This is a genomic window from Pseudomonas sp. BMW13 (assembly GCF_013357275.1).
In the GTDB taxonomy this organism is placed as follows: Bacteria; Pseudomonadota; Gammaproteobacteria; order Pseudomonadales; family Pseudomonadaceae; genus Aquipseudomonas; species Aquipseudomonas khazarica.
The window spans coordinates 96,178-121,492 of sequence record NZ_SUKD01000002.1 but is presented as its reverse complement, the minus strand read 5'-3'; the positions used below and the strand labels follow the sequence as shown (position 1 = coordinate 121,492).

Annotated in this window: 25 protein-coding genes and 1 pseudogene; 9 read left to right on the top strand and 17 right to left on the bottom strand. The window is 66.3% G+C overall.

Features of this window, described 5'->3' with window-relative positions; translation table 11 throughout:
- Positions 1-9: 9 nt before the first annotated feature.
- Together E4487_RS01660 and E4487_RS01655 are read right to left on the bottom strand one after the other, a co-directional pair.
- Positions 10-780 carry a YdcF family protein gene (locus tag E4487_RS01660; RefSeq protein ID WP_175252581.1) on the bottom strand — a complete coding sequence of 257 codons (771 nt, stop codon included), beginning with the start codon at positions 778-780 and terminating at the stop codon, positions 10-12.
- Between the two features lie 88 nt (positions 781-868).
- Positions 869-1,297, bottom strand: coding sequence for a hypothetical protein (locus E4487_RS01655; protein WP_037051595.1), 429 nt, complete (start codon positions 1,295-1,297; stop codon positions 869-871).
- A 178-nt stretch (positions 1,298-1,475) separates the two neighbouring features.
- On the opposite strand from E4487_RS01655, the gene leuS reads away from it, so the two are divergent.
- The 6 genes and pseudogenes from leuS (at position 1,476) to lipA (ending at position 8,614) form a co-directional block, all read left to right on the top strand.
- Entirely contained in the window at positions 1,476-4,088 is a 2,613-nt protein-coding gene (leuS, locus tag E4487_RS01650; protein ID WP_175252580.1) for a leucine--tRNA ligase, read from the top strand.
- A 55-nt stretch (positions 4,089-4,143) separates the two neighbouring features.
- Positions 4,144-4,755: an LPS assembly lipoprotein LptE gene (gene lptE, locus E4487_RS01645; protein ID WP_175252579.1), complete on the top strand. Its 612-nt coding sequence runs from the start codon at positions 4,144-4,146 to the stop codon at positions 4,753-4,755.
- Positions 4,756-4,814: 59 nt separating this feature from the next.
- Positions 4,815-5,843, top strand: coding sequence for a DNA polymerase III subunit delta (gene holA / locus E4487_RS01640; protein WP_175252578.1), 1,029 nt, complete (start codon positions 4,815-4,817; stop codon positions 5,841-5,843).
- 96 nt (positions 5,844-5,939) lie between these two features.
- Positions 5,940-6,086 (top strand): annotated as a pseudogene (gene arfA, locus E4487_RS01635) (alternative ribosome rescue factor ArfA); the annotation flags it as partial.
- Positions 6,087-6,167: 81 nt separating this feature from the next.
- The gene (locus tag E4487_RS01630; RefSeq protein ID WP_037051583.1) at positions 6,168-7,424 is read left to right on the top strand and encodes a lytic murein transglycosylase; all 1,257 of its coding nucleotides are present in this window, start codon (positions 6,168-6,170) and stop codon (positions 7,422-7,424) included.
- Between the two features lie 137 nt (positions 7,425-7,561).
- On the top strand, positions 7,562-8,614 hold the full coding sequence (gene lipA, locus E4487_RS01625) for a lipoyl synthase (RefSeq protein ID WP_037051582.1): 1,053 nt from the start codon (positions 7,562-7,564) through the stop codon (positions 8,612-8,614).
- Positions 8,615-8,675: 61 nt separating this feature from the next.
- Here lipA and lipB read toward each other — a convergent pair whose 3' ends face one another.
- From lipB to E4487_RS01570, 11 genes are all read right to left on the bottom strand, one after another.
- Complete coding sequence (gene lipB / locus E4487_RS01620; protein WP_037051580.1) at positions 8,676-9,299, bottom strand: lipoyl(octanoyl) transferase LipB; 624 nt, start codon at positions 9,297-9,299, stop codon at positions 8,676-8,678.
- A 5-nt stretch (positions 9,300-9,304) separates the two neighbouring features.
- Entirely contained in the window at positions 9,305-9,583 is a 279-nt protein-coding gene (locus E4487_RS01615; RefSeq protein WP_175252577.1) for a DUF493 domain-containing protein, read from the bottom strand.
- Between the two features lie 60 nt (positions 9,584-9,643).
- Complete coding sequence (locus tag E4487_RS01610; protein WP_037051576.1) at positions 9,644-10,819, bottom strand: D-alanyl-D-alanine carboxypeptidase family protein; 1,176 nt, start codon at positions 10,817-10,819, stop codon at positions 9,644-9,646.
- A gap of 165 nt (positions 10,820-10,984) precedes the next feature.
- Positions 10,985-11,995 carry a septal ring lytic transglycosylase RlpA family protein gene (locus E4487_RS01605; protein ID WP_175252576.1) on the bottom strand — a complete coding sequence of 337 codons (1,011 nt, stop codon included), beginning with the start codon at positions 11,993-11,995 and terminating at the stop codon, positions 10,985-10,987.
- Positions 11,995-13,002: a lytic murein transglycosylase B gene (gene mltB, locus E4487_RS01600; protein WP_134675751.1), complete on the bottom strand. Its 1,008-nt coding sequence runs from the start codon at positions 13,000-13,002 to the stop codon at positions 11,995-11,997. Before mltB ends, E4487_RS01605 begins: the two co-directional genes overlap by 1 nt.
- A 17-nt stretch (positions 13,003-13,019) precedes the next feature.
- A complete protein-coding gene (gene rodA / locus E4487_RS01595) occupies positions 13,020-14,123 on the bottom strand; it encodes a rod shape-determining protein RodA (RefSeq protein ID WP_172979229.1) in 1,104 nt (367 codons plus the stop codon).
- Positions 14,124-14,154: 31 nt separating this feature from the next.
- Positions 14,155-16,056, bottom strand: a complete 1,902-nt coding sequence (mrdA, locus tag E4487_RS01590) for a penicillin-binding protein 2 (protein ID WP_175252575.1) — start codon at positions 16,054-16,056, stop codon at positions 14,155-14,157.
- A gap of 13 nt (positions 16,057-16,069) precedes the next feature.
- On the bottom strand, positions 16,070-16,537 hold the full coding sequence (gene rlmH / locus E4487_RS01585) for a 23S rRNA (pseudouridine(1915)-N(3))-methyltransferase RlmH (protein WP_175252574.1): 468 nt from the start codon (positions 16,535-16,537) through the stop codon (positions 16,070-16,072).
- Positions 16,537-16,890 carry a ribosome silencing factor gene (gene rsfS / locus E4487_RS01580; RefSeq protein WP_037051781.1) on the bottom strand — a complete coding sequence of 118 codons (354 nt, stop codon included), beginning with the start codon at positions 16,888-16,890 and terminating at the stop codon, positions 16,537-16,539. Before rsfS ends, rlmH begins: the two co-directional genes overlap by 1 nt.
- A gap of 66 nt (positions 16,891-16,956) precedes the next feature.
- Positions 16,957-17,616 (bottom strand): nicotinate-nucleotide adenylyltransferase, encoded by a 660-nt coding sequence (nadD, locus tag E4487_RS01575; RefSeq protein ID WP_037051567.1) that lies wholly within the window; start codon positions 17,614-17,616, stop codon positions 16,957-16,959.
- A complete protein-coding gene (locus tag E4487_RS01570; protein WP_037051564.1) occupies positions 17,617-18,882 on the bottom strand; it encodes a glutamate-5-semialdehyde dehydrogenase in 1,266 nt (421 codons plus the stop codon).
- A gap of 301 nt (positions 18,883-19,183) precedes the next feature.
- Between E4487_RS01570 and E4487_RS01565 the strand changes: the two genes are divergently transcribed.
- The gene (locus E4487_RS01565; protein ID WP_175252686.1) at positions 19,184-20,413 is read left to right on the top strand and encodes an alpha/beta fold hydrolase; all 1,230 of its coding nucleotides are present in this window, start codon (positions 19,184-19,186) and stop codon (positions 20,411-20,413) included.
- Positions 20,414-20,431: 18 nt separating this feature from the next.
- Here the strand turns inward: E4487_RS01565 and E4487_RS01560 are convergent, their stop codons facing one another.
- Positions 20,432-21,286, bottom strand: a complete 855-nt coding sequence (locus E4487_RS01560) for a class I SAM-dependent methyltransferase (protein WP_175252573.1) — start codon at positions 21,284-21,286, stop codon at positions 20,432-20,434.
- A gap of 66 nt (positions 21,287-21,352) precedes the next feature.
- On the opposite strand from E4487_RS01560, the gene E4487_RS01555 reads away from it, so the two are divergent.
- The gene (locus E4487_RS01555) at positions 21,353-22,069 is read left to right on the top strand and encodes a DNA-3-methyladenine glycosylase (protein ID WP_134675756.1); all 717 of its coding nucleotides are present in this window, start codon (positions 21,353-21,355) and stop codon (positions 22,067-22,069) included.
- Complete coding sequence (locus E4487_RS01550) at positions 22,066-23,382, top strand: bifunctional DedA family/phosphatase PAP2 family protein (RefSeq protein WP_175252572.1); 1,317 nt, start codon at positions 22,066-22,068, stop codon at positions 23,380-23,382. The genes E4487_RS01555 and E4487_RS01550 overlap by 4 nt, the downstream gene beginning before the upstream one ends.
- 3 nt (positions 23,383-23,385) lie before the next feature.
- Here E4487_RS01550 and E4487_RS01545 read toward each other — a convergent pair whose 3' ends face one another.
- The 3 genes from E4487_RS01545 to E4487_RS01535 form a co-directional block, all read right to left on the bottom strand.
- The gene (locus tag E4487_RS01545) at positions 23,386-23,970 is read right to left on the bottom strand and encodes an LON peptidase substrate-binding domain-containing protein (protein WP_037051551.1); all 585 of its coding nucleotides are present in this window, start codon (positions 23,968-23,970) and stop codon (positions 23,386-23,388) included.
- 61 nt (positions 23,971-24,031) lie between these two features.
- Complete coding sequence (locus E4487_RS01540) at positions 24,032-24,748, bottom strand: LrgB family protein (RefSeq protein WP_037051549.1); 717 nt, start codon at positions 24,746-24,748, stop codon at positions 24,032-24,034.
- Complete coding sequence (locus E4487_RS01535) at positions 24,745-25,104, bottom strand: CidA/LrgA family protein (RefSeq protein ID WP_037051546.1); 360 nt, start codon at positions 25,102-25,104, stop codon at positions 24,745-24,747. Before E4487_RS01535 ends, E4487_RS01540 begins: the two co-directional genes overlap by 4 nt.
- Positions 25,105-25,315 lie beyond the last annotated feature (211 nt).

Genomic DNA, 25,315 nt, shown 5'->3' with positions numbered 1-25,315 from the left:
GCGCATCACTCAGTCACGACCATGGGCCAGCGGATAGGCGAACAGACCGATGGTCTCGTTGAGCAGCTGACTGCTCTGCGAGATCACGCGTGACTCGGGCAACCAGCCGCCCATTGGCCGGGCGTAACCCGCGCTGAGATAGCCCATGGGCGCAGTGATCACCTCGAAGCCGGCCTGCTCGAAACACCAGCGCGCCCGTGGCATGTGCCAGGCCTGGGTCACCAGCACGACCCGGCGGACGCCCTGCGGCTGCAGCAGCTGCGCACTGAACAGCGCATTCTCCCAGGTGGTACGGCTTTCCTCCTCCAGCCAGCGGATGGTCAGGCCGTAATCGCGCGCCATCGAATCGGCCATCAACGCCGCCTCGCTGGGCGGCTGGCCATAGTGCAGACCACCGCTCGCGGCCAGCGGCAAGCCGGAGGCCCGGGCAAGGCGCGCGGCATAACGCAGACGCTCCAGCGCCATCAATCCCGGCTGGTCGGTACCGCCCCAGCCGGGATCGTTCTGCTCGCGCCCGGCGCCCAGGATGACGATGGCATCGGCGCGCTGCGCCAAGCCTGACCACTGCGCCTCGGCCAGCACGGGTTCACGCTCGAGCAGGCTGGCGCCCCACTGCATGACGGCGGGCAGGCTCATCAGCCAGAGCCCGCCAAAGCCGAACAGGAAGCACAGCGTCGCCAGGCGCGGGAACCTGCGGCGCAGCCACCAGGCGAGCAGGATCGCCAGCAGCAGCACGCCTGGCGGCATCAGCAATTGTTTGAGGATGTAGCGAATCGGCATCAGGCACCTCCGGGGCGCCCAAGCCTAGCAGGTCACTGAGATGCCGAGTGAGACGCACAGCGCTTGCGCGGTCGCGCTCAGGCATCTGCTAGCGGGGGTTGCCGCTACGAAACAGCTTCGAGCCACAGGCCTGACATGCCTGCGCATCCTGCCCCCGATGCCAGCTCACCGGCGCACCGCAGAGCGCGCAGCACAGTGCCTGACGGCGTTTCGCCATGGGCTTGAGCCTGCCCAGCGGCCTGCCGCCTGCGGACTTGGCGCTGCGCATGGGTTGCCGCTGGATCAGGGCCAGTTCCTCGGCCGCCGCATGCCAGCCACGCAGCCAGTGCAGGTCGCGGTTGAGGTAGGCACGGATCAATTCCAGTTCGGCCGGACTGAGGCCATCGAGTTCCAGCTCGCGCATCGGCTCGGCATGCAGACGACTGGCCGTGTCGGCCTCCTCCAGCGCCAGGGCGAGACGCTGCAGCAACCGTTCATAGAGACCGGCGCCCCGCTCCGTTTGCCGTGCATCAGCCATCGAACACCTCGCGAGCCCCACCGATTGCGGGCCTTTAACAAAGCTTAGCGAAGGCCATGCAAGCGGCGCGGTGCCGCGACAAACGGCGAGCACGGGACAATCTGGGTTTCCCTCGATAGACGGCGCTCATGTATGCTACGACGTTTTCCGAAAGTCCCTTTCCTTCAGCGCCAGAGCCATGCACGAACAGTACTCGCCCCGTGAAATAGAAGCCGCCGCGCAGTCCCACTGGGACGCGCAGAATTCCTTCGTCGTCAGCGAACAGCCCGGCAAGGACACCTTCTACTGCCTGTCGATGTTCCCTTACCCCAGCGGCAAGCTACACATGGGCCACGTGCGCAACTACACCATCGGTGACGTGATCGCCCGCTACCAGCGCATGCAGGGCAAGAACGTGCTGCAGCCGATGGGCTGGGACGCCTTCGGCATGCCGGCGGAAAACGCCGCGATGAAGAACCAGGTGGCGCCGGCCAAATGGACCTACGAGAACATCGCCTACATGAAGTCCCAGCTCAAGTCGCTGGGCCTGGCCATCGACTGGACGCGTGAAGTCACCACCTGCAAGCCGGACTACTACCGCTGGGAGCAGTGGCTGTTCACCCGCCTGTTCGAGAAGGGCGTGATCTACCGCAAGAACGGCACCGTCAACTGGGACCCGGTCGACCAGACCGTGCTGGCCAACGAGCAGGTCATCGACGGCCGTGGCTGGCGTTCGGGCGCGCTGATCGAGAAGCGTGAAATCCCGATGTACTACTTCAAGATCACCGCTTACGCCGAAGAGCTGCTAAGCAGCCTGGATGAGCTCGATGGCTGGCCCGAACAGGTCAAGACCATGCAGCGCAACTGGATCGGCAAGAGCTTCGGTGCCGACATCGCCTTCGACTACGACGTCGACAGCATCGGCAGCGCTGGCCAGCTGAAAGTCTACTCGACCCGCCCCGACACCCTGATGGGCGCCACCTACGTGGCCGTGGCCGCCGAGCACCCGCTGGCGCAGCGCGCCGCCGAGAACAGTGCCGAGCTGCAGGCCTTCATCGCCGAGTGCAAGGCCGGCTCCGTGGCCGAGGCCGACATGGCCACCATGGAGAAGAAGGGCCTGGCCACCGGCCAGTTCGTCATCCACCCGCTGACCGGCGACAAGCTGCCGGTGTTCGTCGCCAACTACGTGCTGTGGGGCTATGGCGAAGGCGCGGTCATGGCCGTGCCGGCCCATGACGAGCGCGACTTCGAATTCGCCAACAAGTACGACCTGCCGATCCGTCAGGTGTACGCCGGCGAAGGCAAGGACTACGACGCCAGCACCTGGCAGGACTGGTACGGCGACAAGGCCGGCCTGACCACCATCAACTCCGGCAAGTACGACGGCAAGGATTTCAGCGCCGCCTTCGACGCCATCGTCGGCGATCTGGAAGCCAGCGAGCACGGTGCACGCAAGACCCAGTTCCGCCTGCGCGACTGGGGCATCAGCCGCCAGCGCTACTGGGGCTGCCCGATCCCGATCATCCACTGCGACGCCTGCGGTGACGTACCGGTGCCGGAAGACCAGCTGCCGGTCGTGCTGCCCGAAGACGTGGTACCGGACGGCGCCGGCTCGCCCCTGGCGAAGATGCCCGAGTTCTACAGCTGCACCTGCCCGAAATGCGGTGCGCCGGCCAAGCGCGAAACCGACACCATGGACACCTTCGTGGAAAGTTCCTGGTACTTCGCCCGCTACGCCAGCCCGAACTACGAGGGCGGCATGGTCGACCCGGCCGCGGCCAATCACTGGCTGCCGGTGGATCAGTACATCGGCGGTATCGAACACGCCATCCTCCACCTGCTGTACGCGCGCTTCTTCCACAAGCTGATGCGCGACGAAGGCCTGGTCAGCTCCAACGAGCCGTTCAAGAACCTGCTGACCCAGGGCATGGTGGTCGCCGAGACCTACTACCGCACCCTGGAGAACGGCGGCAAGGACTGGTTCAACCCGGCCGATGTCGAGGTCGAGCGTGACGCCAAGGCCAAGGTCATCGGCGCCAAGCTGAAGAGCGACGGCCTGCCGGTGGAAATCGGCGGCACCGAGAAGATGTCCAAGTCGAAGAACAACGGTGTCGACCCGCAGGACATGATCGACCAGTACGGCGCCGACACCTGCCGTCTGTTCATGATGTTCGCCTCGCCGCCCGACCAGAGCTGCGAGTGGTCGGACGCCGGTGTCGAGGGTGCCAACCGCTTCCTGCGCCGCGTCTGGCGCCTGGCCCAGGCCCACGTCAGTGCCGGCTTGCCGGGCCAGCTGGATATCAGCGCCCTGAGCGACGAGCAGAAGGCCGTGCGCCGCGCCATTCACCTGGCGGTCAAGCAGGCCAGCAACGATATCGGCCAGCACCACAAGTTCAACACCGCCGTCGCCCAGGTGATGACCCTGATGAACGTGCTGGAAAAGGCCGCCACCGCGACCGAGCAGGATCGTGCCCTGGTGCAGGAAGGCCTGCAGGTCGTCACCCTGCTGCTGGCGCCGATCACCCCGCACATCAGCCACGAGCTGTGGCAGCGTCTCGGTCACGGCGACGCGGTGATCGATGCCCAGTGGCCGCAGGTCGACGAGGCTGCCCTGGTGCAGGACAGCCTGACTCTGGTGGTGCAGGTCAACGGCAAGCTGCGCGGGCAGATCGAGGTACCGGCCAGCGCCAGCCGCGACGAGGTCGAGGCAGCCGCACGTGCCAACGAGAACGTGCTGCGCTTCACCGAAGGCCTGAGCATCCGCAAGGTCATCGTGGTACCGGGCAAGCTGGTCAACATCGTCGCCAACTGATTAAGCTCGGCGCCAGACTTCGGCTGGCGCCCTGATCCGCCAAGGGGATATGAGAATGATGAAACGGAATCTGCTGATCATCGGCCTGGCCGGCCTGCTCAGCGCATGTGGCTTCCAGCTGCGCGGCACTGGCGACGTTCAGTTCGCCCTCAAGGAACTCGACGTCAGCGCTCGCAACGCCTATGGCCAGACCGTGCAGGAACTGCGCGAGCTTCTGGAGAACAATGACGTCAACGTCCATCCGGGCGCACCCTACAAGCTGATTCTCGTCAACGAGTCCGAGAATCGTCGCACGGCCAGCTTCAGTGGCGGCGCCCGCAGCGCCGAGTACGAGCTGACCATGAAACTGGACTATGAGATCCGTGGCGCACGCAACCTGCTGCTCAGCAACGATCAGGTCGAAGTGCAGAACTACTACATGCAGGATGACAACAACCTGACCGGTTCGGACCAGGAAGCCCTGCAACTGCGCAACGAGCTGCGCCGCGAGCTGCTCCAGCAGCTCAGCCTGCGCCTGCAACAGATCACTCCGGCGCAGCTGGACCAGCTGCAGCAGGCCGCCGAAGCCCGCGCCCAAGCAGAAGCCGAGGCGCTGGAAGCCGCGCGCAATGCCCGCGAAAGCCAGGTCGCGCCGCAGCAATCGCCCATCGAACTGCCGGCCCAGTAACGGCCCCGGGGCTGCGCCTGCAGCCCCCCCTGCCCTTCTGCCTCGATGACCTCAGCGCGATGAAGCTTGCCCCCGCCCAACTCGGCAAACACCTGCAGGGTTCACTCGCCCCTGTCTACGTGATCAGTGGCGACGAGCCGCTGCTCTGCCAGGAGGCTGCTGACGCCATCCGCCAGGCTTGCCGTCAGCAGGGTTTTGGCGAACGCCAGGTGTTCAACGCCGAAGCCAACTTCGACTGGGGCAACCTGCTGCAGGCTGGCGCCAGCCTGTCCCTGTTCGCGGAGAAGCGCCTGCTGGAGCTGCGCCTGCCCTCGGGCAAGCCCGGCGACAAGGGCGCCTCAGCCCTGCTCGAATACCTCGCCCGCCCACCGGAAGATACCGTGCTGCTGCTGAGCCTGCCCAAGCTCGATGGCAGCACGCAGAAAAGCAAATGGGCCAAGGCGCTGATCGACGGCCAGGCCTGCCAGTTCATCCAGATCTGGCCGGTGGATGCCAACCAGCTACCGCAGTGGGTGCGCCAGCGTCTGGCTCAGGCCGGGCTGAGCGCCAGTGCCGACGCGGTGGAAATGATCGCCGCGCGGGTGGAAGGCAACCTGCTGGCGGCTGCACAGGAAGTCGAGAAGCTCAAACTGCTTGCCGAAGGCAACCAGGTGGACGCCGAAACCGTCCAGGCCGCTGTCGCCGACAGCGCGCGCTTCGACGTCTTCGGCCTGATCGATTGCGCACTCGCCGGTGACGCCGCGCATGCCCTGCGCGTGCTCGAAGGGCTGCGCGGCGAAGGCGTCGAGCCCCCGGTGATTCTCTGGGCGCTGGCACGCGAGATACGCCTGCTCGCCAGCATCGCCCACCAGCACAGCCAGGGCATTCCCCTGGACAAGGCCTTCTCCAGCGCCCGCCCACCGGTCTGGGACAAGCGCCGCCCGCTGGTTTCCAAGGCCCTGCAGCGCCACAGCAGCAAGCGCTGGGGCCTGCTGCTGCAACAGGCCCAGCAGATCGACGCGCAGATCAAGGGCCAGGCGCCCGGCGATCCCTGGAGCAACCTGGCGCTGCTGAGCCTGCAACTGGCTGGCCAGCGCCTGAGCCTGTAACCCGGGATACCGCCCTCCTCATCTGGACATTCTCTGTACAGCGGCGCATAGTCCGCGCCGTCTGCATCGGCGCAGACGAGTCAGGAGAAATACAGCATGAGCAAGAAGAACGGCAAACGGCCGAACAAGGCCAAATCCATCGTCGCCCAGCCCCTGTTCCGCTCCCGTCAGGAGCGACCGCTGAAGGGCAAAGGCAGTTACCGCCGCGAAGCCTCCCAGAATTGGGAGGCTTCTTGCTTTATGGGGTTGTTCAGCTCATGGATAGCCCAGCCTGCGGCCCGAGCATGCTAAGGTAACGGCCTGCCTATATGCCCTGAGATAGACATGCCACACCAGTTTCCACGTCGCGCCCTGGCCCTGCTTCCTCTCCTGCTACTGGCCGCCTGCGCCCAGGCTCCAGCCGAAAATCTCCCGACCGCCCTCACCCCGAGCACCGCTCAGACCCGCAGCGAAAGCCTGGTTCCGAGCTTCGCCGACTGGCGCCAGGCACTGCGTAGCGAAGCACTGGCCGCCGGCATCGATGCGGCCTTGTTCGACCGGGTGTTCGCGGACATCACCCCCGACCCGGCGGTACTCAAGGCCGACAGCAGCCAGCCGGAGTTCACCCGCCCGGTGTGGGAGTATCTCGATGGCGCCGTGTCCTCGAGCCGCATCGGTCGCGGCCGCGTCCTGCTGGCGCAACACAACCTGGTCCTGCAGCGCATCGAGCAACAGTACGGTGTCGACGCGCGGATACTGGTGGCCATCTGGGGCCTGGAAAGCAACTTCGGCAACAATATCGGCAGCCACAGCGTGATCCGCTCCCTGGCGACACTGGCCTATGACGGGCGACGCCAGGGCTTCTGGCGCGTCCAGTTGCTGGCCGCCCTGCAGATCCTGCAGAACGGCGACATCTCCGGCGAGCGCATGATCGGCTCCTGGGCCGGCGCCATGGGCCAGACCCAGTTCATGCCGACGACCTACAACCAGCACGCCGTGGACTTCGACAAGGACGGCAAGCGCGACCTGTGGAACTCCTCGACCGACGCCTTGGCCTCGGCCGCACATTACCTGCAGGCTTCCGGCTGGCAGCGCGGGCAGCCCTGGGGGTTCGAGGTCAACCTGCCGGCCGGCTTCGACTATGCCCTGGCCGATCCGGAGCAGCGCCGCACCCTCACCGAATGGGCCGAGCTGGGCGTACGCCCGCTGTCGGCCACCGGTGCCGCCGCCAACGCGCGCGCCAGCCTGCAACTGCCGGCCGGCCACAGCGGCCCGGCGTTCCTCCTGCTGGATAACTTCCGCAGCATTCTCAAGTACAACAACTCCACCTCCTATGCCCTGGCCATCGGCCTGCTCGCGGACAACCTGCTGCGCCCCAGCGACGTCCAGGGACAGTGGCCCCGAGGCGAACGCCAGCTCGGCCGCAGCGAACGCATCGAGCTGCAGGAACTGCTGGCCAAGGCCGGTTTCGATCCGGGGCCGGCGGACGGCATCATCGGCGCCAACACGCGCAAGGCGATTCGTGCCCTGCAACTGCAGCTGAAATGGCCGGCCGACGGCTATCCCAACACCCAGCTGCTGCAACAGCTGCGCGCACGCTGAGCGCAGCGCCAGCCGTGGCGCGACAGGGCACTTTGTCGACAGACGGCCCCGGCGTCTGCATACAGCTTCTGTGATAGACTGGCGGGCGGCCAAAAGCCACCCGCCCCACGGAGCCTCTACCGGAGCCCAGATTTCCGATGTCCGATACCTCCTCGCCCAAATCCGTCGCCAGCGGCGAAAAATTCCGCACTGCCCAAGGCATCACCGCGATCAAGGATGGTCAGAAGCGCCGTGCCTCGGCCGAACCCCAGGTCTTCGAGCCCAAGCCCAAGTGGCTGCGGGTCAAGGCACCGGGCGGCAGCCGCTTCGAGGCGGTCAAGCGCAACGTCGGCGAACATCGCCTGAGCACCGTGTGCCAGGAATCGCACTGCCCGAACATGGGCGAGTGCTGGTCCAACGGCACCGCCACCATCATGCTGATGGGCTCGGTGTGCACCCGCGCCTGCCGCTTCTGTGCGGTGGATACCGGCAACCCCAACGGCTGGCTGGATCTGGAAGAACCCCAGAACACGGCCAAGTCGGTCGAGCTCATGGCACTGCGCTACATCGTCCTGACCTCGGTGGACCGTGACGACCTCGACGATGGCGGCGCCGGTCACTACGCGGCCTGCGTGCGGGCAATCAAGGCCAATACCCCGCAGGTCGTGGTCGAAGCCCTGACGCCGGACTTCGATGGCGATCACCAGGCCATCGAACGCGTCGTGGATTCCGGCCTGGAAGTGTTCGCGCAGAACGTCGAGACGGTCGAACGCCTGACGCACGTGGTGCGTGACCCGCGCGCCGGCTACGAGAAGACCCTCAAGGTCCTCGAGCACGCCAAGAAGCACCGCCCGGACGTACTGACCAAGACCAGCCTGATGCTCGGCCTGGGCGAGACCGACGAGGAAGTGCTGGAAACCATGGACGACCTGCGCGCCATCGGCGTGGACATCCTCACCCTCGGCCAGTACCTGCAGCCGACCCGCAACCACCTCAAGGTGCAGCGCTGGGTCAGCCCGGAGGAGTTCAATCGCTTGCGCGACATCGGCCTGGAGAAGGGCTTCATGGAAGTCGCCGCCGGCCCGCTGGTGCGCTCCAGCTACCGCGCTGACCGGGTGTTCGAGAAGAACAACCTGGGCCTGGCCGCTCCCGTTCCGGTACCGGGCCAGCAAGTCGACAGCAGCCTGATTCCGGCGCTCAATCTGAACTGAGCGATCCGCACGAAAGAAAAAAGGGACGCCGCGGCGTCCCTTTTTCATGCCTGACCGAACACTACGCGGCAGCGTAGCCCAGGCGCTTGCGCAGCACCTGTTCCAGTCGCTGCGCGACCTCGTCGAATGCCGGCGGGGTAGCCAGCAGATCGCGCATCTGCACCATCTTCAATCCGGCATAACCACAGGGGTTGATGCGCAGGAACGGCGTCATGTCCATGTCGACGTTCAGCGCCAGGCCGTGGAATGAACAACCACGACTGACCCGCAGGCCCAGTGAGGCGATCTTGTCACCGGCGACGTAGACACCCGGGGCATCGGCCTTGGGCGCGGCCTCGATGGCGTAGCTGGCCAGCAGCTCGACCAGGCTCTGCTCCATCGCCGTGACCAGCTCGCGCACGCCCAGATCGAGACGGCGCAGGTCGAGCATCAGGTAGGCGACCAGTTGCCCCGGACCATGGTAGGTCACCTGCCCGCCGCGCTCGACCTGCACCACCGGGATATCCCCCGGTGCCAGCAGATGCTCGGCCTTGCCGGCCTGGCCCTGGGTGAACACCTTGGGATGTTGCAACAGCCAGATTTCATCCGCCGTGTGCTCATCGCGCTCACGGGTCAACTGGCGCATGGCCTCCAGCGTCGGCTGATACTCGACCAGCCCCAGGTGACGCACAACGAGTTCAGGCATGGAGGTCAGAGCACCATGTGCACACGGCCGGTCGCACGCAGGTCGACATGAATCGCCTGCAACTGCGCGACACTGGTCGCGGTGATCAGCACCTGCACGGAGAGGAAATTGCCGTTGCGGCTGTCGCGCATCACCAGGGTGGACGCATCCAGGTCCGGGGCATGGCGCTGGATGACCTCGATCACCAGATCGGCGAAATCATCGCCTGCGGTGCCGATCACCTTGATCGGGTAGCGCTCGCAGGGGAATTCGATTTTTGGCGGTTGAACGTCGGTATCGGTCATGGCATCAGCGGGCTCGCGGCCCGTCCAGAAAAGGGCCGCCCATGGGGGCGGCCGGAGCTATCAGTTGAACAGGCCGAAGAAGAACAGGCGGATGCTGTCCCACAGGCGACCGAACAGGCCAGCCTCCTCGACCGACTGCAGAGCCACCAGATCGGCGCTGTGCACGACCTCGTCACCCAGCTTGACCTCCACCTTGCCGATCACGTCACCCTGCTGGATCGGGGCGATCAGCTGCGGGTTGAGGGTCATGCTGGCTTGCAGTTTCTCCAGCTGGCCCTTGGGCATGGTCAGCGCCAGGTCCTGGGCAAGACCGGCCTTGACCTGGCTGGCCTGGCCTTTCCAGACGGTGGCCTGGGCCAACTCGGCGCCCTTCTGGTAGAAGGTGCGGCTCTCGAAGAAGCGGAAACCGTAGGTCAGCAGCTTCTGGGTTTCGGCGGCACGCGCCTGCTCGCTGGTGGTGCCGAACACGGAGGTGATCATGCGCGCACCGTCACGCACGGCGGAGGACACCAGGCAGTAGCCGGCCTCGTTGGTGTGGCCGGTCTTCAGGCCGTCGACGGTCTTGTCGCGCCACAGCAGCAGGTTGCGGTTGGGCTGCTTGATGTTGTTCCAGAGGAATTCCTTCTGCGAGTAGATCGCATAGTGGTCGGCGTCCTCGTTGATGATCGCGCGGGCCAGGATCGCCATGTCGTGGGCACTGGAGTAGTGCTGCGGGTCCGGCAGGCCGGTGGCGTTCATGAAGTGGCTGTTCTTCATGCCGAGGCGCTCGGCGGTGGCGTTCATCATGTCGGCGAAGGCATCTTCGCTGCCGGCGATGTACTCGGCCAGGGCGATGCTGGCGTCGTTGCCGGACTGGATGATGATGCCGTGCAGCAGGTCGTCGACACTGGCCTGGCTGTTGACCGGCAGGAACATGGTCGAACCGCCCGAACCGGCACCGCCGGTACGCCAGGCGTGTTCGCTGATGGTGACCATGTCCTTCTCGCCGATCTTGCCGTTGCGAATTTCCAGGGTGGCGATGTAGGCGGTCATCAGTTTGGTCAGGCTGGCGGGCGGCAGGCGCTGGTCACCGTTCTCGCCCACCAGTACCTGGCCGGTGGCGGCATCCATCAGCACATAGGCGCTGGCCGCCAGTTGCGGCGGTGCAGGTACGACCTGCGGGCTGGCCCAGACCAGTGGCGAAACCAACAGGGTCATGAGGAGAAAGGCACGTTGCGCGAAGCTGGTGATGTTCATCCGTCTCTCGAAAATCGTTGCGTGGATTGTGAAACAGCCCCCGAAGGGGCCTTTCCCCGGCCGCCAATCATGACAGCACGTGGGTTAGTCCGGCCAATGCCGGTTTAGTGCCCCTGGGCCCGGAAAGAATTGCGCTTGCGCCTGCCGAGGCCCTGCGGGGTCGAATCAGTCGCCGCGTACCAGCGTCGGTTGGCCGAGGTTGGCGACCCGGACGCTGCTCTGCAGCTGCTCAGCCTCGCCCTGGTTGCTGATCGGCCCCAGGCGAACCCGGTGCAGAATCTGCTGGTCGCGCACCACTGAGCTGATGAACACCGGCACACTGGTGGTCTGGCTCAGCTTGTCCTTGAGCAGCTCCGCAGCGTCCGGATTGGCGAAGGCTCCAACCTGGAGATACAGGCCAGAGGCTCCGAGTGAATCGTTTTTTTTTGCGTCGATCTGCACAGGCACCACGGCCGCTGCGTGCTGCGCAGGAGGCGGTGCGTACTGTTCGACGACGGGAGCGGGCTTGGCCAGCGGCGGCGCGACGGCGGCCTTGGCCGGCTGGTTGTTGGCCAGCACCATCGGCACCGGACGGCCCTGCTGCGCCCACCACTCGTGCGGGTCGATCCCCTCGACCTTGACCCGCGCGGTGCCTTTCTCGGCATAACCGAGCTTCTTCGCCGCGGCAAAGGACAGGTCGATGATGCGGTCGGAGTAGAACGGTCCACGGTCGTTGACCCGCAGGATCACGCTCTTGCCATTCTCCAGGTTGGTGACGCGCACGTAGCTCGGCAGCGGCAGGGTCTTGTGCGCGGCGGTCATGCCGTACAGGTCGTAGGTCTCGCCGTTGGCGGTGGCCTGCCCATGGAACTTGGTGCCGTACCAGGAGGCCGGGCCGACGGCCTGGTAGCGGCGCGCGTCCTGGATCGGGTAGTACTGCTTGCCGAACACCGTATAGGGCGCCGCCTTGACCGGGCCGTAGTGCGGCATGGGGATCGCATCGGGAATACGCGAGACGTCGACGTCCCACCAGGGCGCGCCGTCCTTGTGCGGACGGTTGAAGTCGTCCGGCCCGGACAGGCCGGCCGATTGCCCCGGCGCGGTGCCTGGCTGCGGCGCTCGATTGGAGGAACAGCTGGCCAACAACAGGGCTGCGCTCATGCACGCAGCCAGTGGCAGCAGTTTGGACAGATTCATCAGTTACCCCGCGCTTCGACCAGCAACTCGGCCAGTTGGTTGACCGCCATGGCGTACATCACGCTGCGATTGTAGCGGGTGATGGTGTAGAAGTTGGGTAAACCGAACCAGTATTCGTCGCCTGCGGCGCCTTCCAGACGAAATGCGGTGACCGGTACGTCCTCGGCAAGCGCGTCCTGGCTGGTCCAGCCCAGCTCGCGCAGCTCGGCGACGTTCTTCACCGGATCGAGCCCCTGGGTCATGCCCTCCTCGACGCGCTCGCCCGAGACTTCGACGCGGCTGGCCACCTGGCCACCGGCCTGCCAGCCATGGCGCTTGAAGTAGCTGGCAACGCTGCCGATGGCATCGGTCGGATTGCTCCAGATGTTGATATGGCCGTCGCCATCGAAATCCACCGCGTAGGCGCGGAAGCTGCTCGGCATGAACTGCGGCAGGCCCATGGCACCGGCATAGGAACCTTTCAGCGAGATCGGATCGACCTGCTCCTCGCGGGTCAGCATGAGGAACTCGCGCAGCTCCTTGCGGAAGAACGGCGCACGCGGCGGGTAATCGAAGGCCAGGGTCGACAGCGCGTCCATCACCCGCCAGTTGCCGGTGTTGCCGCCATAGAAGGTTTCCACACCGATGATGGCGACGATGAACTGCGCCGGCACCCCGTACTCGGCCTCGGCTTTCTCCAGCGCGGCCTGGTTCTGCTTCCAGAAGGCCACGCCCTGGGCGATGCGCTTGTCGGTGATGAAGATCGGCCGGTATTCCTTCCACGGCTTGACCTTCTCGGCGGGCCGCGAGATCGCGTCGAGGATCGCCTGCTTGCGCTCGACCTCGGCGAACAGGCTCACCAGTTGCTCCCCGGCGAAGCCATAATCGCGGGTCATTTCCTCGATGAACTCGGCCACCTGGGGCGAGCCGTCGTAATCGGCCGCGAGCACCTGGGACGTCGCGCCGAGCAGACCTACCATACCGGCCCCGATGAACGTCCGAGCTGCCCAACTGCGCAGTGAATGCATTGAATCCAAACTCCCAATCAAACCTGAGCGATCCACTTTCGATGCGTGTGAATCGCCATCAATATCCCGAAGCCTGACAACAAGGTGACCAGATGGGTTCCGCCGTAGCTAATGAAGGGCAGCGGCACCCCAACCACCGGCAGCAAGCCACTGACCATGCCGATGTTGACGAATACGTAGACGAAGAAGGTCATGGTCAGCGCCCCCGCCAGCAGCTTGCCGAACAGCGTCTGCGCCTGGGCGGTGATCACCAGGCCGCGCGCGAGCAGCAGCAGATACAACAGCAGCAGGATGCAGACGCCCACCAGGCCGAACTCTTCGGCAAGCACGGCAATGATAAAGTCCGTGTGACTTTCCGGCAAAAAATCCAGGTGCGACTGGGTGCCCAGCAGCCAGCCCTTGCCCAGCACGCCACCGGAACCGATGGCGGCCTTGGACTGGATGATGTTCCAGCCCGAGCCCAGCGGGTCGCTCTCCGGATTGAGGAAGGTCAGCACGCGGCGCTTCTGGTAGTCGTGCATGAAGAAGAACCACATGCCTACCGCGATCGGCACCACCGCCGCTGCCGCGCCGATGATCCAGCGCCATTGCAGACCGGCCATGAACACCACGAAGGCACCCGAGGCCAGGATCAGCAGCGAGGTGCCGAGGTCGGGCTGCTTGGCGATCAGAACCACCGGCACGCCGATCATCGCCAGGCTGACGAGCAGATGCTTGAAGCGCGGCGGCAGGTTGTGACGCGCCAGGTACCAGGCGATGGTCATCGGCATGATGATCTTCATCAGCTCCGACGGCTGGAAGCGAATCACCCCGGGGATGTTGATCCAGCGCGTGGCCCCCATCGCGGTATGCCCCATCAGTTCCACCACCAGCAGCAGGCCGACGCCCACCACGTAGGCCAGCGGTACCCAGCGCGCCATGAAGCGCGGGTCGAACTGGGCGATGACCACCACGGCGAGCATGCCGATGCCGAACGAGGACGCCTGCTTGATCAGCAGGTCGATGTTCTTGCCGCTGGCCGAATAGAGGATGAACAGGCTGCCGGTACCGAGGATCAGCAGCAACAGCAACAGCCAGCCATCGATATGCAGGCGCTGCAGCAAGCTGGCGCGCCGGCGCAGCACGTCCTCGTCGGAAAGCGTACGGTCGAAGTTACCGATCATCGTTGACTGTGACCTCAGCACTCTGCGGCGATGCGAATTCGGCCTTGAGCTGGCCGGTCTGCGGGTCCAGCAACCAGGCATCCATGACCTGCTTGAGCACGGGGGCGGCCACGCCGGAACCCGACTCACCGTTCTCCACCATCACCGCGACGGCGATCTGCGGGTTCTCCACCGGCGCGAAGCCGATGAACAGGGCGTGGTCGCGATGGCGCTCCTGGATCTTGTTGCGGTCGTAGCGCTCGCCCTGCTTGATCGCCACCACCTGCGCCGTACCGCTCTTGCCGGCGATGCGGTAGACGGCACTGTCGCCGACCTTGCGCGCGGTCCCCCGGGCGCCGTGCAGCACCTCTTCCATGCCATGGATGCTGTAGTCCCAGAACTTGGGATCACGCAGCTGGATATCCGGCATCGGATTGGGGTCCAGCGGCTGCCGTCCATCGATGCTCTTGGCCAGGTGCGGGCGAATCCACTTGCCACGCGTGGCCATCAGCGTGGTGGCCTGGGCCAGCTGCAGCGGCGTGGTCTGCATGTAGCCCTGGCCGATGCCGAGGATCAGCGTCTCGCCGGGATACCAGGGCTGGCGGAAGCGCGCACGCTTCCAGTCGCGCGACGGCATCAGGCCAGCGGTTTCCTCGAACATGTCCAGCGCCACACGCTGACCGATACCGAAGCGGCTCATGTAGTCATGCAGACGGTCGATGCCCATCTTGTGCGCCAGGTCGTAGAAGTAGGTGTCGTTGGAGCGGGCGATGGCCAGGTTGAGATCGATCCAGCCGTCGCCATTGCGGTTCCAGTTGCGGTACTTGTGGCTGTTGTTGGGCAACTGGTAGAAGCCCGGGTCGAACACCCGCGTGGTCGGCGTGATCACGCCGGCATCCAGTCCCGACACCGCGACCATCGGCTTGATGGTCGAGCCCGGCGGATAGAGGCCGCGCAACACCCGGTTGTACAGCGGCTGGTCGATGGAGTCGCGCAACTCGCCGTAGGCCTTGAAGCTGATCCCGGTGACGAAGGGATTGGGGTCGAAGCTCGGCTGGCTGACCATCGCCAGGACCTCGCCGGTCTTCGGCTGGATCGCGACCACCGCCCCGCGACGCCCGCCGAGGGCATTCTCGGCAGCTTCCTGCAGGCGCGAGTCGAGGCTCAGGACGATGTCCTTGCCCGGCTTCGGGTCGATACGGTTGAGCACCCGCAGCACGCGGCCACGGGCATTGGTCTCGACCTCTTCGTAGCCGACCTCGCCGTGCAGCTCCTCTTCGTAGAAGCGCTCGATACCGGTCTTGCCGATATGGTGGGTACCGGCATATTCGGTCGGGTCCAGGCGCTTGAGCTCCTGCTCGTTGATCCGCCCCACGTACCCCACCGAGTGGGCGAAGTGCTCCTGCAGGGGGTAGTGGCGCACCAGCTGCGCGGCGACCTCGACCCCGGGCAGGCGGAACTGGTTGACCGCCACGCGCGCGATCTGCTCCTCGCTCAGCTCGAACAGGATCGGCACCGGCTCGAACGGCCGCCGCCCCTGGCGCACACGACGCTCGAACAGCGCGCGGTCCTCGTCGCTCAGCTCGAGCACCTCGACCACCGTATCCAGCACCTGCAGCCAGTCGCCAGCGCGCTCGCGGGTCACCGTCAGGCTGAAGCTGGGCCGGTTGTCGGCGATGATCACGCCGTTGCGGTCATAGATCAGGCCACGGGTCGGCGGAATGGGCTGAACGTGGATGCGGTTGTTTTCCGCCAGGGTGCTGTGATGCTCGTACTGCACGACCTGCAGGTAGTACATGCGCATGACCAGCACGCAGGTCAGGAGGATGATGACCGCACCACCGACGAGCACGCGGCGCTTGACCAGGCGAGCGTCCTTTTCGTGATCCTTGAGGCGAATCGGCTGCGGCATCGGTTACGGCTGACTATTTGTGGTAGGGGTGGCCGGACAGCACGGTCCAGGCCCGATAGATCTGCTCGCCGAGCAGGATACGCACCAGCGGATGCGGCAGGGTCAACGGCGACAGCGACCAGCGCTGCTCGCTGCGCGCGCAGACCTCGGGGGCGAGGCCCTCGGGGCCACCGACCATGAGGTTGACGTTGCGCGCATCGAGGCGCCAGCGATCCAGCTCCGCCGCCAGCTGTTCGGTGCTCCACGGCTTGCCATGGACCTCGAGCGTGACGATACGTTCGCCGGGCTGCACCTTGCTCAGCATGGCCTCGCCCTCCTGACGGATCAGGCGGGCGACATCGGCGTTCTTGCCACGGGTGTTGAGCTGAATCTCCACCAGCTCCAGCGGCAATTCGGCCGGCAGGCGCTTGACGTATTCCTGCCAGCCCTCCTCGACCCAGCGCGGCATGCGCGAACCGACGGCGATCAGCTTGATCCGCATTACTCGGCGCTATGCTGCGCGCGGCTCTGCTCGGCACCCTGCCACAGGCGCTCCAGATCGTAGAACTGACGCGCGGTCGGCAGCATGACGTGAACGACGATGTCGCCCAGGTCGAGCAGCGCCCACTCGCCGCCGTCCAGACCCTCGCTGCCGATCGGGCGCACGCCCTGTTCCTTGACCTTCTCCAGCACGTTCTCCACCAGCGACTTGACCTGACGGCTGGAGCTACCGCTGGCGATCACCATGAAATCGGTGATGCTGGTCTTTTCCTTGACGTCGATCACGGTGATGTCGGTCGCCTTGATCTCTTCCAGCGCCGCCACGGCGATCTTGACCAGCTCGTCGCTGGGCATGTTCTGCTTGCTCATAAATGACTCGTTTGCCTCGTGTAATGGACGCCTGCGCAGGTGCACGGCGTATCAAGCATGCGGCGCACGGTACAGATCGTGCGCCTGGATATAGGCCAGTACCGCATCCGGCAAGAGAAAACGCGCGGAACGGCCGGTTGCCAACAAGTGGCGGATCTGCGTGGCGGAAATCGCCAGCGGAGTCTGCCAGATGAAACTGATTTGCCCGCCTGCGCCCTCCAGGCTCAGCGGGTCGCTGACACTGCGCGCCGCCAGCAGATCGCGCAGCGCCTCCGGCGCCTCGCTGTCGGCATCGGGGCGCTGCAGCACCAGCAGGTGGCTGTGCAGCAGCAACTCCTCCCAGCGGTGCCAGCTGGGCAGGCTGCAGAAGGCGTCCCAGCCCAGCAGCAGAAACAGCTGATCGCTCGGCGCCAGCTCGGCCCGTACCGACTCCAGCGTGTCCACCGTGTACGACGGCTTGTCGCGCTTCAGCTCGCGATCATCGACCTTGAGCCGCGTCTCGCCGGCCACCGCCAGTTCGACCATGGCCAGGCGCTGCTCCGCCGTCGCCTGTGGCGTATCACGATGCGGCGGCCTGGCACTGGGAATCAAGCGCAGCTCGTCCAGCGCCATGAATTCGGCCACTTCCAGCGCCGCACGCAGATGCCCGATGTGCACCGGGTTGAAGGTACCGCCGAGCAGGCCGATACGTCGGGCGCCGAGTCCGTTCATTTATGTGCGAATGTGTCCGTCGCCGAAGACCACGTACTTCTCGCTGGTCAGGCCTTCCAGGCCGACCGGGCCACGGGCGTGCAGCTTGTCGGTGGAAATGCCGATCTCCGCACCGAGGCCGTACTCGAAGCCATCGGCGAAACGCGTGGAGGCGTTGATCATCACCGAGGCGGAGTCCACCTCGGTGAGGAAGCGCCGCGCATCGCTGAAGTTCTCGGTGATGATCGAGTCGGTGTGCTGCGAGCCATAGTGATTGATGTGCTCGATCGCGGCGTCCAGCGAATCGACGATGCGAATCGCCAGGATCGGCGCGTTGTACTCGGCGAACCAGTCGTCCTCGCTGGCCTCCAGCACGTCGCTGCCAAGCAGCGCACGCGTCGCGGCATCGCCACGCAGCTCCACGCCCTTGTCGCGGTAGATGGCGGCCAGCGGCGGCAGCACACGGGCAGCGATGCCCTCGTGCACCAGCAGGGTCTCCATGGCGTTGCACGGCGAGTAGCGCTGGGTCTTGGCGTTGTCGCAGACGCGGATGGCCTTGTCGAGATCGGCGGCGATGTCGACATAGACGTGGCAGACACCGTCCAGGTGCTTGATCACCGGCACCTTGGCGTCGCGGCTGATGCGCTCGATCAGGCCCTTGCCACCACGCGGCACGATCACGTCGACGAACGCCGGCATGGTGATCAGCTCACCCACCGCCGCACGGTCAGTGGTCTCCACCACCTGCACGGCTGCCGCCGGCAGCTCGGCCTCGGCCAGACCCTGCTGGATGCAGCGGGCAATCGCCTGGTTGGAGTGAATCGCCTCGGAGCCGCCGCGCAGGATGGTGGCGTTGCCGGACTTCAGGCACAGGCTGGCGGCATCGATGGTCACGTTCGGCCGCGATTCGTAGATGATGCCGATCACGCCCAGCGGCACGCGCATCTTGCCCACCTGAATGCCCGACGGCAGGTAGCGCATACCCTGGATCTCGCCGATCGGGTCCGGCAGCGTGGCGACCTGGCGCAGGCCCTCGATCATGCTGTCGATCACCTTCGGGGTGAGCGCCAGGCGATCGACCATCGCCGGCTCCAGGCCACTGGCACGGGCGGCGGCCAGGTCCAGTTCGTTGGCGGCGGTCAGTTCGGCGCGGGCGGCGTCGAGGGCATTGGCGGCAGCCTGCAGCGCGCGATTCTTCTGCGCGGTGCTGGCACGGGCAAGCACCCTGGATGCCTGGCGGGCGGCCTGGCCCAGGCGGGTCATGTAAGCGTGCACGGACTCGGTCATGGCGGCGGAGGTCTGGCAGTTGAAAAAAGGGGCTGATTATAGCCGGCTCGCGAGGCCACGCCCAGCGGCGTCTGGCAAGCGGTAGACAGCTCGTCCGCGCAGCCCCGGCGGTAACGCCCGCAAGCGCAGGGCACGGGCGCCGGCGGTGCGACGGTGACACCCGGCAGACGGCGCCGCCCGAAGGTTGGGTAAACAAATCGCCCCCCGATGTTTACCTTGCAATCGAGGTTTGCCAGCCCAGGCGAGGCGGCGCCGAGTGCCGCCCCAGAAGAACAACAAGAGCCACTGGAGTGCCCCCATGCTGCGTTATCGCACCGACTACAGCGCCACCCTGCTGGCCAGCCCGCCCGACGTCATCGAGATCGCGGGCTGGCGCCTGCACTACCAGGCCTATTCGACCCGCCAGCGCGACACGCGAGCGCCGGTGCTCCTGCTGGGTGGCGCCTTCCAGAGCTTTCGCTCCTTCGCCGCGGAGGTGGACGAGCTGCTCGGCGAACATCCCGTGATACTGCTCGACCTGCCCAGCCAGGGCGGCAACCTGCAGCTGGCCCCCGAGCTGGAGCTGGAACAGCTGGCCGACCTGATCGCCGCTTTCGCCGAACAGCTGCAACTGCCGGCCTTGATGCCCGTTGGCCTGTCCTATGGCTCGGCGCTGGCCGCGCTGTTCGCCGCCCGCCACCCTCGGCGTTGCGCCCGCCTGTTGCTGGCCGGCATCACCGCTTTCGGCCGTCCGGGTGCACGGCGGATGCTGGAGGAAGGCCTGGCCCTGCTCGAAGAGGGTCGCCTGGGCGAATTCGCCCAGGGCGCCCTGACCGGTCTGCTCAATCCTCTGCATCTGCAGGAAACCGGCGTTTCACCGGTCTTTCGCAAGGCGCTGCTGCGGCAGATCCAGCGCCTCTCGCCTCTGGAGGTCGAGCGTTATCGGCAGAACAGCCTGCGCCTGCTGGCCTTCAGCGGCTTCGACAGCCATCCGCAATGCCCGACACTGGTGCTTGCCGGCGAGCATGACCATTTCACCCAGCCCTGGGAGCACGCCCACTTCGCTGCGGCCTGCGGCATGGCCGAGTGCGCCGTGATTCACCAGGCCGACCACCTGGCCCAGTTCGAACGGCGTGAAGCCTGCGCCGCCCTGTATCGCCCCTTCCTCTGCGAACGCCCGCTGCCGGCACGCAGCCCCGGCAGCACGCGCCTGCACGCGGGCCAGCTGCTGAACCTGGAGAAGCGCTGCGAGCCGCGTCGCACGCCACGCCAGCAGCACGCCGTGATGCTGCATGCCGATGGCCCGCGCTGGGCGGTCGAGCTGAGCGAACTGGGCTTCTTCGGCGGCCGCCTGCAGGGCGACCTGCCCGCCGACCTGCCGCAGCGGGGCTGGCGACTGAGCTACGGCGACCTGCCTGAACAGCACCTGATACCGCTGCGCCACGACGAGCAGGGCCTGGCTTTCGTGTTCGCGCATAGCGATGCCGCGGCCAGCCAGGCACTGGCCGAACGCTTCCACCCCGCGCCACAGCCTGCTGCCGCCTGCGCCTGACTCGCGCAGGCGCCCTCCCTACACCTGTGCCTGGATCACCCGCACCAGCCCTGGCAAGCGTGCCGCCGGCAGGCCGAGGCTGCCGGCATCGGCACTGGGATCGAGCACCTGTACCCGGGCGAAGCCGCAGCGCTGGAAGCCCGTGACGATCTCGGCGTGATCGCGGTAATGCAGCGGGTAGCTGCCCCGGGTGAGCCGGCCGATCAGCTCGACGCCCCAGCGCAACTGGCGATAACGCGGATGCTCACGCAGGTCCGGGTAGAGCTCGGTGAGATAGGTGGCCTCGGGAAAATCGCTCAGCCCTGTCGCCAGGCGGCTCCAGAAGCCTTCGATCAGCTCCAGCGGGAAGTAGTTGACCAGCCCCTCGGTGATCACCACCACCGGCTGACTGCGATCGAGACTGGCTAGCAGTGACGCCAGGGACTGATTGCCGCGCTCGGCCAGGATGTCCACCGCACGCACCTGATGCCGGCCATCCAGCCAGCCCTCACCGTGCAGCAACAGGCGCTTGCGCGCCGCCATCGCCGGCAGGTCCGCCTCGAGGTACTGCAACTCTGGGTAACGCGAGCAGAAGCGCCGGCCACGCGGTGAAAGTCCGCAGGCGATCTCCACCACCTGACGCACGCCCCGCCGCTCTATCGCCTCGGTCAGCTGTGCATCGATCTGCAGATGGCGCTGCAACAGAAAGGCCTCGATATCCAGCCCGAAGCCGGCTCGCGCGCCCCAGGTCACCGGCCACAGCAGCTTGTGCACGAAACGCCCGAATGGCGTGACGAAGGCCGGATCGGCCAGGCGATGGCGATACCAGACGTATCCGGTGTAATGCGCCGAGGGACTGATATGGGCGCTGCTGGCGCGGACACGTTCAGGCATTTTTAAGGCTCTTGTTGTTATGCTCGCGGCCCCAGAGTAGAACGCCACGAGTCCCTGCGACAGATCATGCCCGCCGAACCCACCCTAAGTTTGCCCTGGCCTGGCGCCCGGCCACTGCCCGCTGCCTTCTTCGACCGCGACGCCCAGTTGCTGGCTCGCGAACTGCTCGGCAAGGTGATCCGTCACCGCGTCGGCGAGCAGTGGCTGAGTGCGCGCATCATCGAGACCGAGGCCTACTACCTGGTCGACAAGGGCAGCCACGCCTCGCTCGGCTACACCGAGAAGCGCAAGGCGCTGTTCGAAGGCGGCGGGCACATCTACATGTACTACGCCCGTGGCGGCGACTCGCTGAACTTCAGCGCCTGCGGCCCTGGCAATGCCGTGCTGATCAAGTCCGCACACCCCTGGTTCGACGCCATCAGCGACGCACAGACGCTCGCCACCATGCAGCGCAACAACCCCGACCGCCTCGGCCAGCCACGCCCGCCCGAACGCCTCTGCGCCGGACAGACCCTGCTGTGCAAGACGCTCGGCCTCAAGGTGCCGGAGTGGGATGCGCAGCGTTTCGATCCCCTGCGGCTGTTCGTCGAGGATGTCGGCGAACGTCCGCAGGCGATCATCCAGTGCGCACGCCTGGGCATCCCCCTGGGGCGTGACGAGCACCTGCCCTACCGCTTCGTCGATGCCGCCTTTGCCCGCCACTGCACACGCAACCCGTTGCGCCGGGGCCAGGTCGAAGGCCGCGACTATCGACTGCTGAACGCCGAGGAAGGGCAGCGATGAGCGCCTGGCTGGACAACCTGACCACCTGGCTGGGCGGCCACCCGCAGTGGCTGGGGCTGGCGATCTTCCTCATTGCCCTGCTCGAGTGCCTGGCCCTGGTCGGCATCCTCCTGCCCGGCGTGGTCCTGCTGTTCAGCGTCGCCCTGCTCGCGGGCAGCGGCGTCCTCGGCCTGTGGCAGACGCTGGCGCTGGCCTATGCCGGCGCAGTGTGCGGCGACCTGCTGTCGTACACGCTGGGCCGGCACTTCAAGCACAACATCGGGCGCCTGCCGGTCCTGCGCCGCCACCCGCAATGGGTCCTCCACGCGGAGCTGTACTTCCAGCGCTATGGCGTGGCCAGCCTGCTGGTCGGTCGCTTCATCGGCCCGCTGCGGCCGATGTTGCCGATGGTGGCCGGCATGCTCGACATGCCGCTGCTGCGCTTCGTGCTGGTCAGCCTCGTCGCCGCCGCTGGCTGGGCCGTGGCCTACCTGCTGCCGGGCTGGGCGACCGGCGCCGCGCTGCGCCTGCCGATGGCCGAGGGTTTCTGGAGCGAAGCCGCGTTGCTGCTGGCCGGCATCGGCGTGGTCCTGCTGGCGACGATTCACGCCAGCCTGGCGGAGAAACCACGCGCCAGCCTGCTGGGCGGCGGCCTCAGTCTGCTGTTGCTGCTGGCCATGGTCATCGGCTGGCCGCATCTGGATGCCCTGGACCAGGGCTTGATGAGCCTGGTCCAGGAACAGCGCCAGGCGCACCTGGACAAGTGGATCGGCACCCTGACACGGCTGGGGGACTTCCATACCCAGCTGGCGGCCGCCATTGTGTTGTGCGCCCTGCTGTTGCTGGCGCGGCGCTGGCGTCACCTGCTGTTCGCCGGCTCCACCCTGCTGCTGACGGCGCTGAGCAACGCGGCGCTCAAGCATGGTTTCGCCCGGGCCCGCCCCGACGTGCTGAGCGAACCCCTGACCAGTTTCAGCTTCCCCAGCGGCCACAGCTCGGCGGCCTTCGCCTTCTTCCTGGTGCTCGGCGTGCTGGCCGGGCGCAGCCAATCGGCGCGCCTGCGGCTCGCCTGGCTGGTGGTGGCCAGTCTGCCGGCCGTGGCGATCGCCTTGTCACGGGTCTACCTGGGTGTGCATTGGCCCAGCGACATCATCGCCGGCGCCCTGCTGGCCTCGACCGTCTGCGGTCTCAGCCTGGCCCTGTGTCAGCGTCAGCAGCCGCTGCCGGCACTCCCGGCGCGTCTGTGGTGGATCGTGCTGCCAGCCTGCCTGGCGGTACTCGGCGGCATGGCCACCTGGCAACTGTCGACGGCGTTGCTGCGCTACGCCTACTGAGGCTCAGGCATCGCCCTGAAGCAGCTCCAGCATGGCGTGCAGCTGCTCCAGGCGCAGGCCGGGATCGTCCAGCTGCAGCAGTTGCAGTTTCTGCCCCGGCTCCAGCGGCAGCAGGTAGGCCAGCTGGTTGGCCAGTTGCTGCTGGCCGCTGACCACGCCCGCCATCTCCAGCCCGGCGACCAGCGGATGCTCGGCCAGTGCCGCATGCAGGGCGGCGAGGTCGGCATGCTCGCCGTGCAGCGGACTGTCCGGCTGTTCCTCCAGCCAGTGCACCTCGGCGACGGTCAGTTGATCGGGCAGGACCTGCGCCCGCTCGACACGAAAGCGCCGCCCGCCCTCGACCCGAATCCCCAGCAGGCCGTTGGTGCGCTGCTGAAAGTCGCGCACCAACGCCTCGCAGCCGATGGCGGCGAAACGGCTGGCGGCCTCGCCCACCTCCTCGCCCTCGACGATACAGACCACGCCAAACCCGCTGCCCTGCTTCATGCAGCGGCTGATCATGTCCAGGTAGCGCGCCTCGAATACCTGCAGGTCGAGCACGCAGCCCGGAAACAGCACGGTGTTGAGCGGAAACAGCGGGAGATTCATGGTTTCACAGCCTGTTTTCGACGCCGCGCAGGCGACGTGTGGTCGGTCGTGGGGCAGGCTCTCACAGGAACAGGGCAATCGCCAGCGGCAACAGCACCGCCGTGATCACCCCCATCAGGCTCATGGCCAGGGCCGCGAAGGCACCGCTCTCATCGCTGTCCTGCAGCGCCCGCGCCGTCCCCACCGCATGTGCGGTGATGCCCAGCGCCATGCCCTGCGCCGCCGGATGGTGGACCCGGCACAGGCGCAGGATCGACGGCCCGACGATGGCGCCGATGACCCCGGTGATCATCACGAACACCGCTGCCAGCGCCGCGATACCGCCGATCTGGTCGGCCACCAGCATGGCGATCGGCGAGGTCACCGACTTCGGCGCCATGCTCATCAGCATCAGGTGCTCGGCACCGAACAGCCAGGCCAGCCCCGCACCGAGCACGGTGGCGACGGTTCCGGCGAGCAGCAGGGTCAGGACGATCGGCCAGAACAGCTGGCGAATCCGCCGCAGGTTGAGATACAGCGGCACCGCCAGGGCCACGGTGGCCGGGCCGAGGAGCAGGGTCAGCGCGGCCACGCTGTTCCTGTACTCGGCGAAGCTCAGGCCGCAGAGCAGGAGAATGCCGATCACCGTGAGCATGGACACCAGCACCGGCTGCAGGAACACCCAGCGGGTACGTTCGTAGGCCGCCATCGCCAGCTGGTAGGCGCCCAGGGTGATGCCGATGCCGAACAGCGGGTGATGCGTCAGCGCCTGCCAGGCGCCCTGCCAGTCCGGACTCATGCGTCCTCCCGGCGCTGCTGGCGCTCGATCAGCTTCTGCATCAGCCAGCCGGCAAACGCCACCGACAGCAACAACGACAGCAGCAGCGCGCCGACCACCGCCCAGAAATCCGCAGCGATATCGCTGGCGTAAGCCATCACGCCAACGGCCGGCGGCACCAGGATCAGCGGCAGGTACTTCAGCAGGCTGCTGGAGGCGACGCTGAGCGGCTCACCCACTTCACCACGCAGCAGGAGAAAGACGAACAGCAGCAGCATGCCGATGATCGGGCCGGGCAGCATCGGCAGCAGCAGAACGTTGAGGGCGGTGCCGAGCAGTTGACAGAGCACCAGCCAGGAGAGGCCGCGAAGCAGCATGGTTGAGGTCTCCAGAAGACGAGCGACGACCATCACCCCGACTGAACGAGGGGATTCCGGGCATCCTTTGAGGCATGTCGGCCATTATAGGCGTGATACGCCGTCACTGGCCTCCGTATTGCTTCGTCAGGCTGGCCTATGCCGCGTCATTCAGTGCGCCAAGGCAGGCTTGACCGACTGCTGCCCTCATGATGATCTAGGCCGCAACGGA

What these genes read in the sequence shown, in the direction of transcription:
- E4487_RS01660 (WP_175252581.1), bottom strand. Translation starts at nt 780, where the DNA reads ATGCCGATTCGCTACATCCTCAAACAATTGCTGATGCCGCCAGGCGTG.
- E4487_RS01655 (WP_037051595.1), bottom strand. Translation starts at nt 1,297, where the DNA reads ATGGCTGATGCACGGCAAACGGAGCGGGGCGCCGGTCTCTATGAACGG.
- leuS (WP_175252580.1), top strand. Translation starts at nt 1,476, where the DNA reads ATGCACGAACAGTACTCGCCCCGTGAAATAGAAGCCGCCGCGCAGTCC.
- lptE (WP_175252579.1), top strand. Translation starts at nt 4,144, where the DNA reads ATGATGAAACGGAATCTGCTGATCATCGGCCTGGCCGGCCTGCTCAGC.
- holA (WP_175252578.1), top strand. Translation starts at nt 4,815, where the DNA reads ATGAAGCTTGCCCCCGCCCAACTCGGCAAACACCTGCAGGGTTCACTC.
- E4487_RS01630 (WP_037051583.1), top strand. Translation starts at nt 6,168, where the DNA reads ATGCCACACCAGTTTCCACGTCGCGCCCTGGCCCTGCTTCCTCTCCTG.
- lipA (WP_037051582.1), top strand. Translation starts at nt 7,562, where the DNA reads ATGTCCGATACCTCCTCGCCCAAATCCGTCGCCAGCGGCGAAAAATTC.
- lipB (WP_037051580.1), bottom strand. Translation starts at nt 9,299, where the DNA reads ATGCCTGAACTCGTTGTGCGTCACCTGGGGCTGGTCGAGTATCAGCCG.
- E4487_RS01615 (WP_175252577.1), bottom strand. Translation starts at nt 9,583, where the DNA reads ATGACCGATACCGACGTTCAACCGCCAAAAATCGAATTCCCCTGCGAG.
- E4487_RS01610 (WP_037051576.1), bottom strand. Translation starts at nt 10,819, where the DNA reads ATGAACATCACCAGCTTCGCGCAACGTGCCTTTCTCCTCATGACCCTG.
- E4487_RS01605 (WP_175252576.1), bottom strand. Translation starts at nt 11,995, where the DNA reads ATGAATCTGTCCAAACTGCTGCCACTGGCTGCGTGCATGAGCGCAGCC.
- mltB (WP_134675751.1), bottom strand. Translation starts at nt 13,002, where the DNA reads ATGCATTCACTGCGCAGTTGGGCAGCTCGGACGTTCATCGGGGCCGGT.
- mrdA (WP_175252575.1), bottom strand. Translation starts at nt 16,056, where the DNA reads ATGCCGCAGCCGATTCGCCTCAAGGATCACGAAAAGGACGCTCGCCTG.
- rlmH (WP_175252574.1), bottom strand. Translation starts at nt 16,537, where the DNA reads ATGCGGATCAAGCTGATCGCCGTCGGTTCGCGCATGCCGCGCTGGGTC.
- rsfS (WP_037051781.1), bottom strand. Translation starts at nt 16,890, where the DNA reads ATGCCCAGCGACGAGCTGGTCAAGATCGCCGTGGCGGCGCTGGAAGAG.
- nadD (WP_037051567.1), bottom strand. Translation starts at nt 17,616, where the DNA reads ATGAACGGACTCGGCGCCCGACGTATCGGCCTGCTCGGCGGTACCTTC.
- E4487_RS01570 (WP_037051564.1), bottom strand. Translation starts at nt 18,882, where the DNA reads ATGACCGAGTCCGTGCACGCTTACATGACCCGCCTGGGCCAGGCCGCC.
- E4487_RS01560 (WP_175252573.1), bottom strand. Translation starts at nt 21,286, where the DNA reads ATGCCTGAACGTGTCCGCGCCAGCAGCGCCCATATCAGTCCCTCGGCG.
- E4487_RS01555 (WP_134675756.1), top strand. Translation starts at nt 21,353, where the DNA reads ATGCCCGCCGAACCCACCCTAAGTTTGCCCTGGCCTGGCGCCCGGCCA.
- E4487_RS01550 (WP_175252572.1), top strand. Translation starts at nt 22,066, where the DNA reads ATGAGCGCCTGGCTGGACAACCTGACCACCTGGCTGGGCGGCCACCCG.
- E4487_RS01545 (WP_037051551.1), bottom strand. Translation starts at nt 23,970, where the DNA reads ATGAATCTCCCGCTGTTTCCGCTCAACACCGTGCTGTTTCCGGGCTGC.
- E4487_RS01540 (WP_037051549.1), bottom strand. Translation starts at nt 24,748, where the DNA reads ATGAGTCCGGACTGGCAGGGCGCCTGGCAGGCGCTGACGCATCACCCG.
- E4487_RS01535 (WP_037051546.1), bottom strand. Translation starts at nt 25,104, where the DNA reads ATGCTGCTTCGCGGCCTCTCCTGGCTGGTGCTCTGTCAACTGCTCGGC.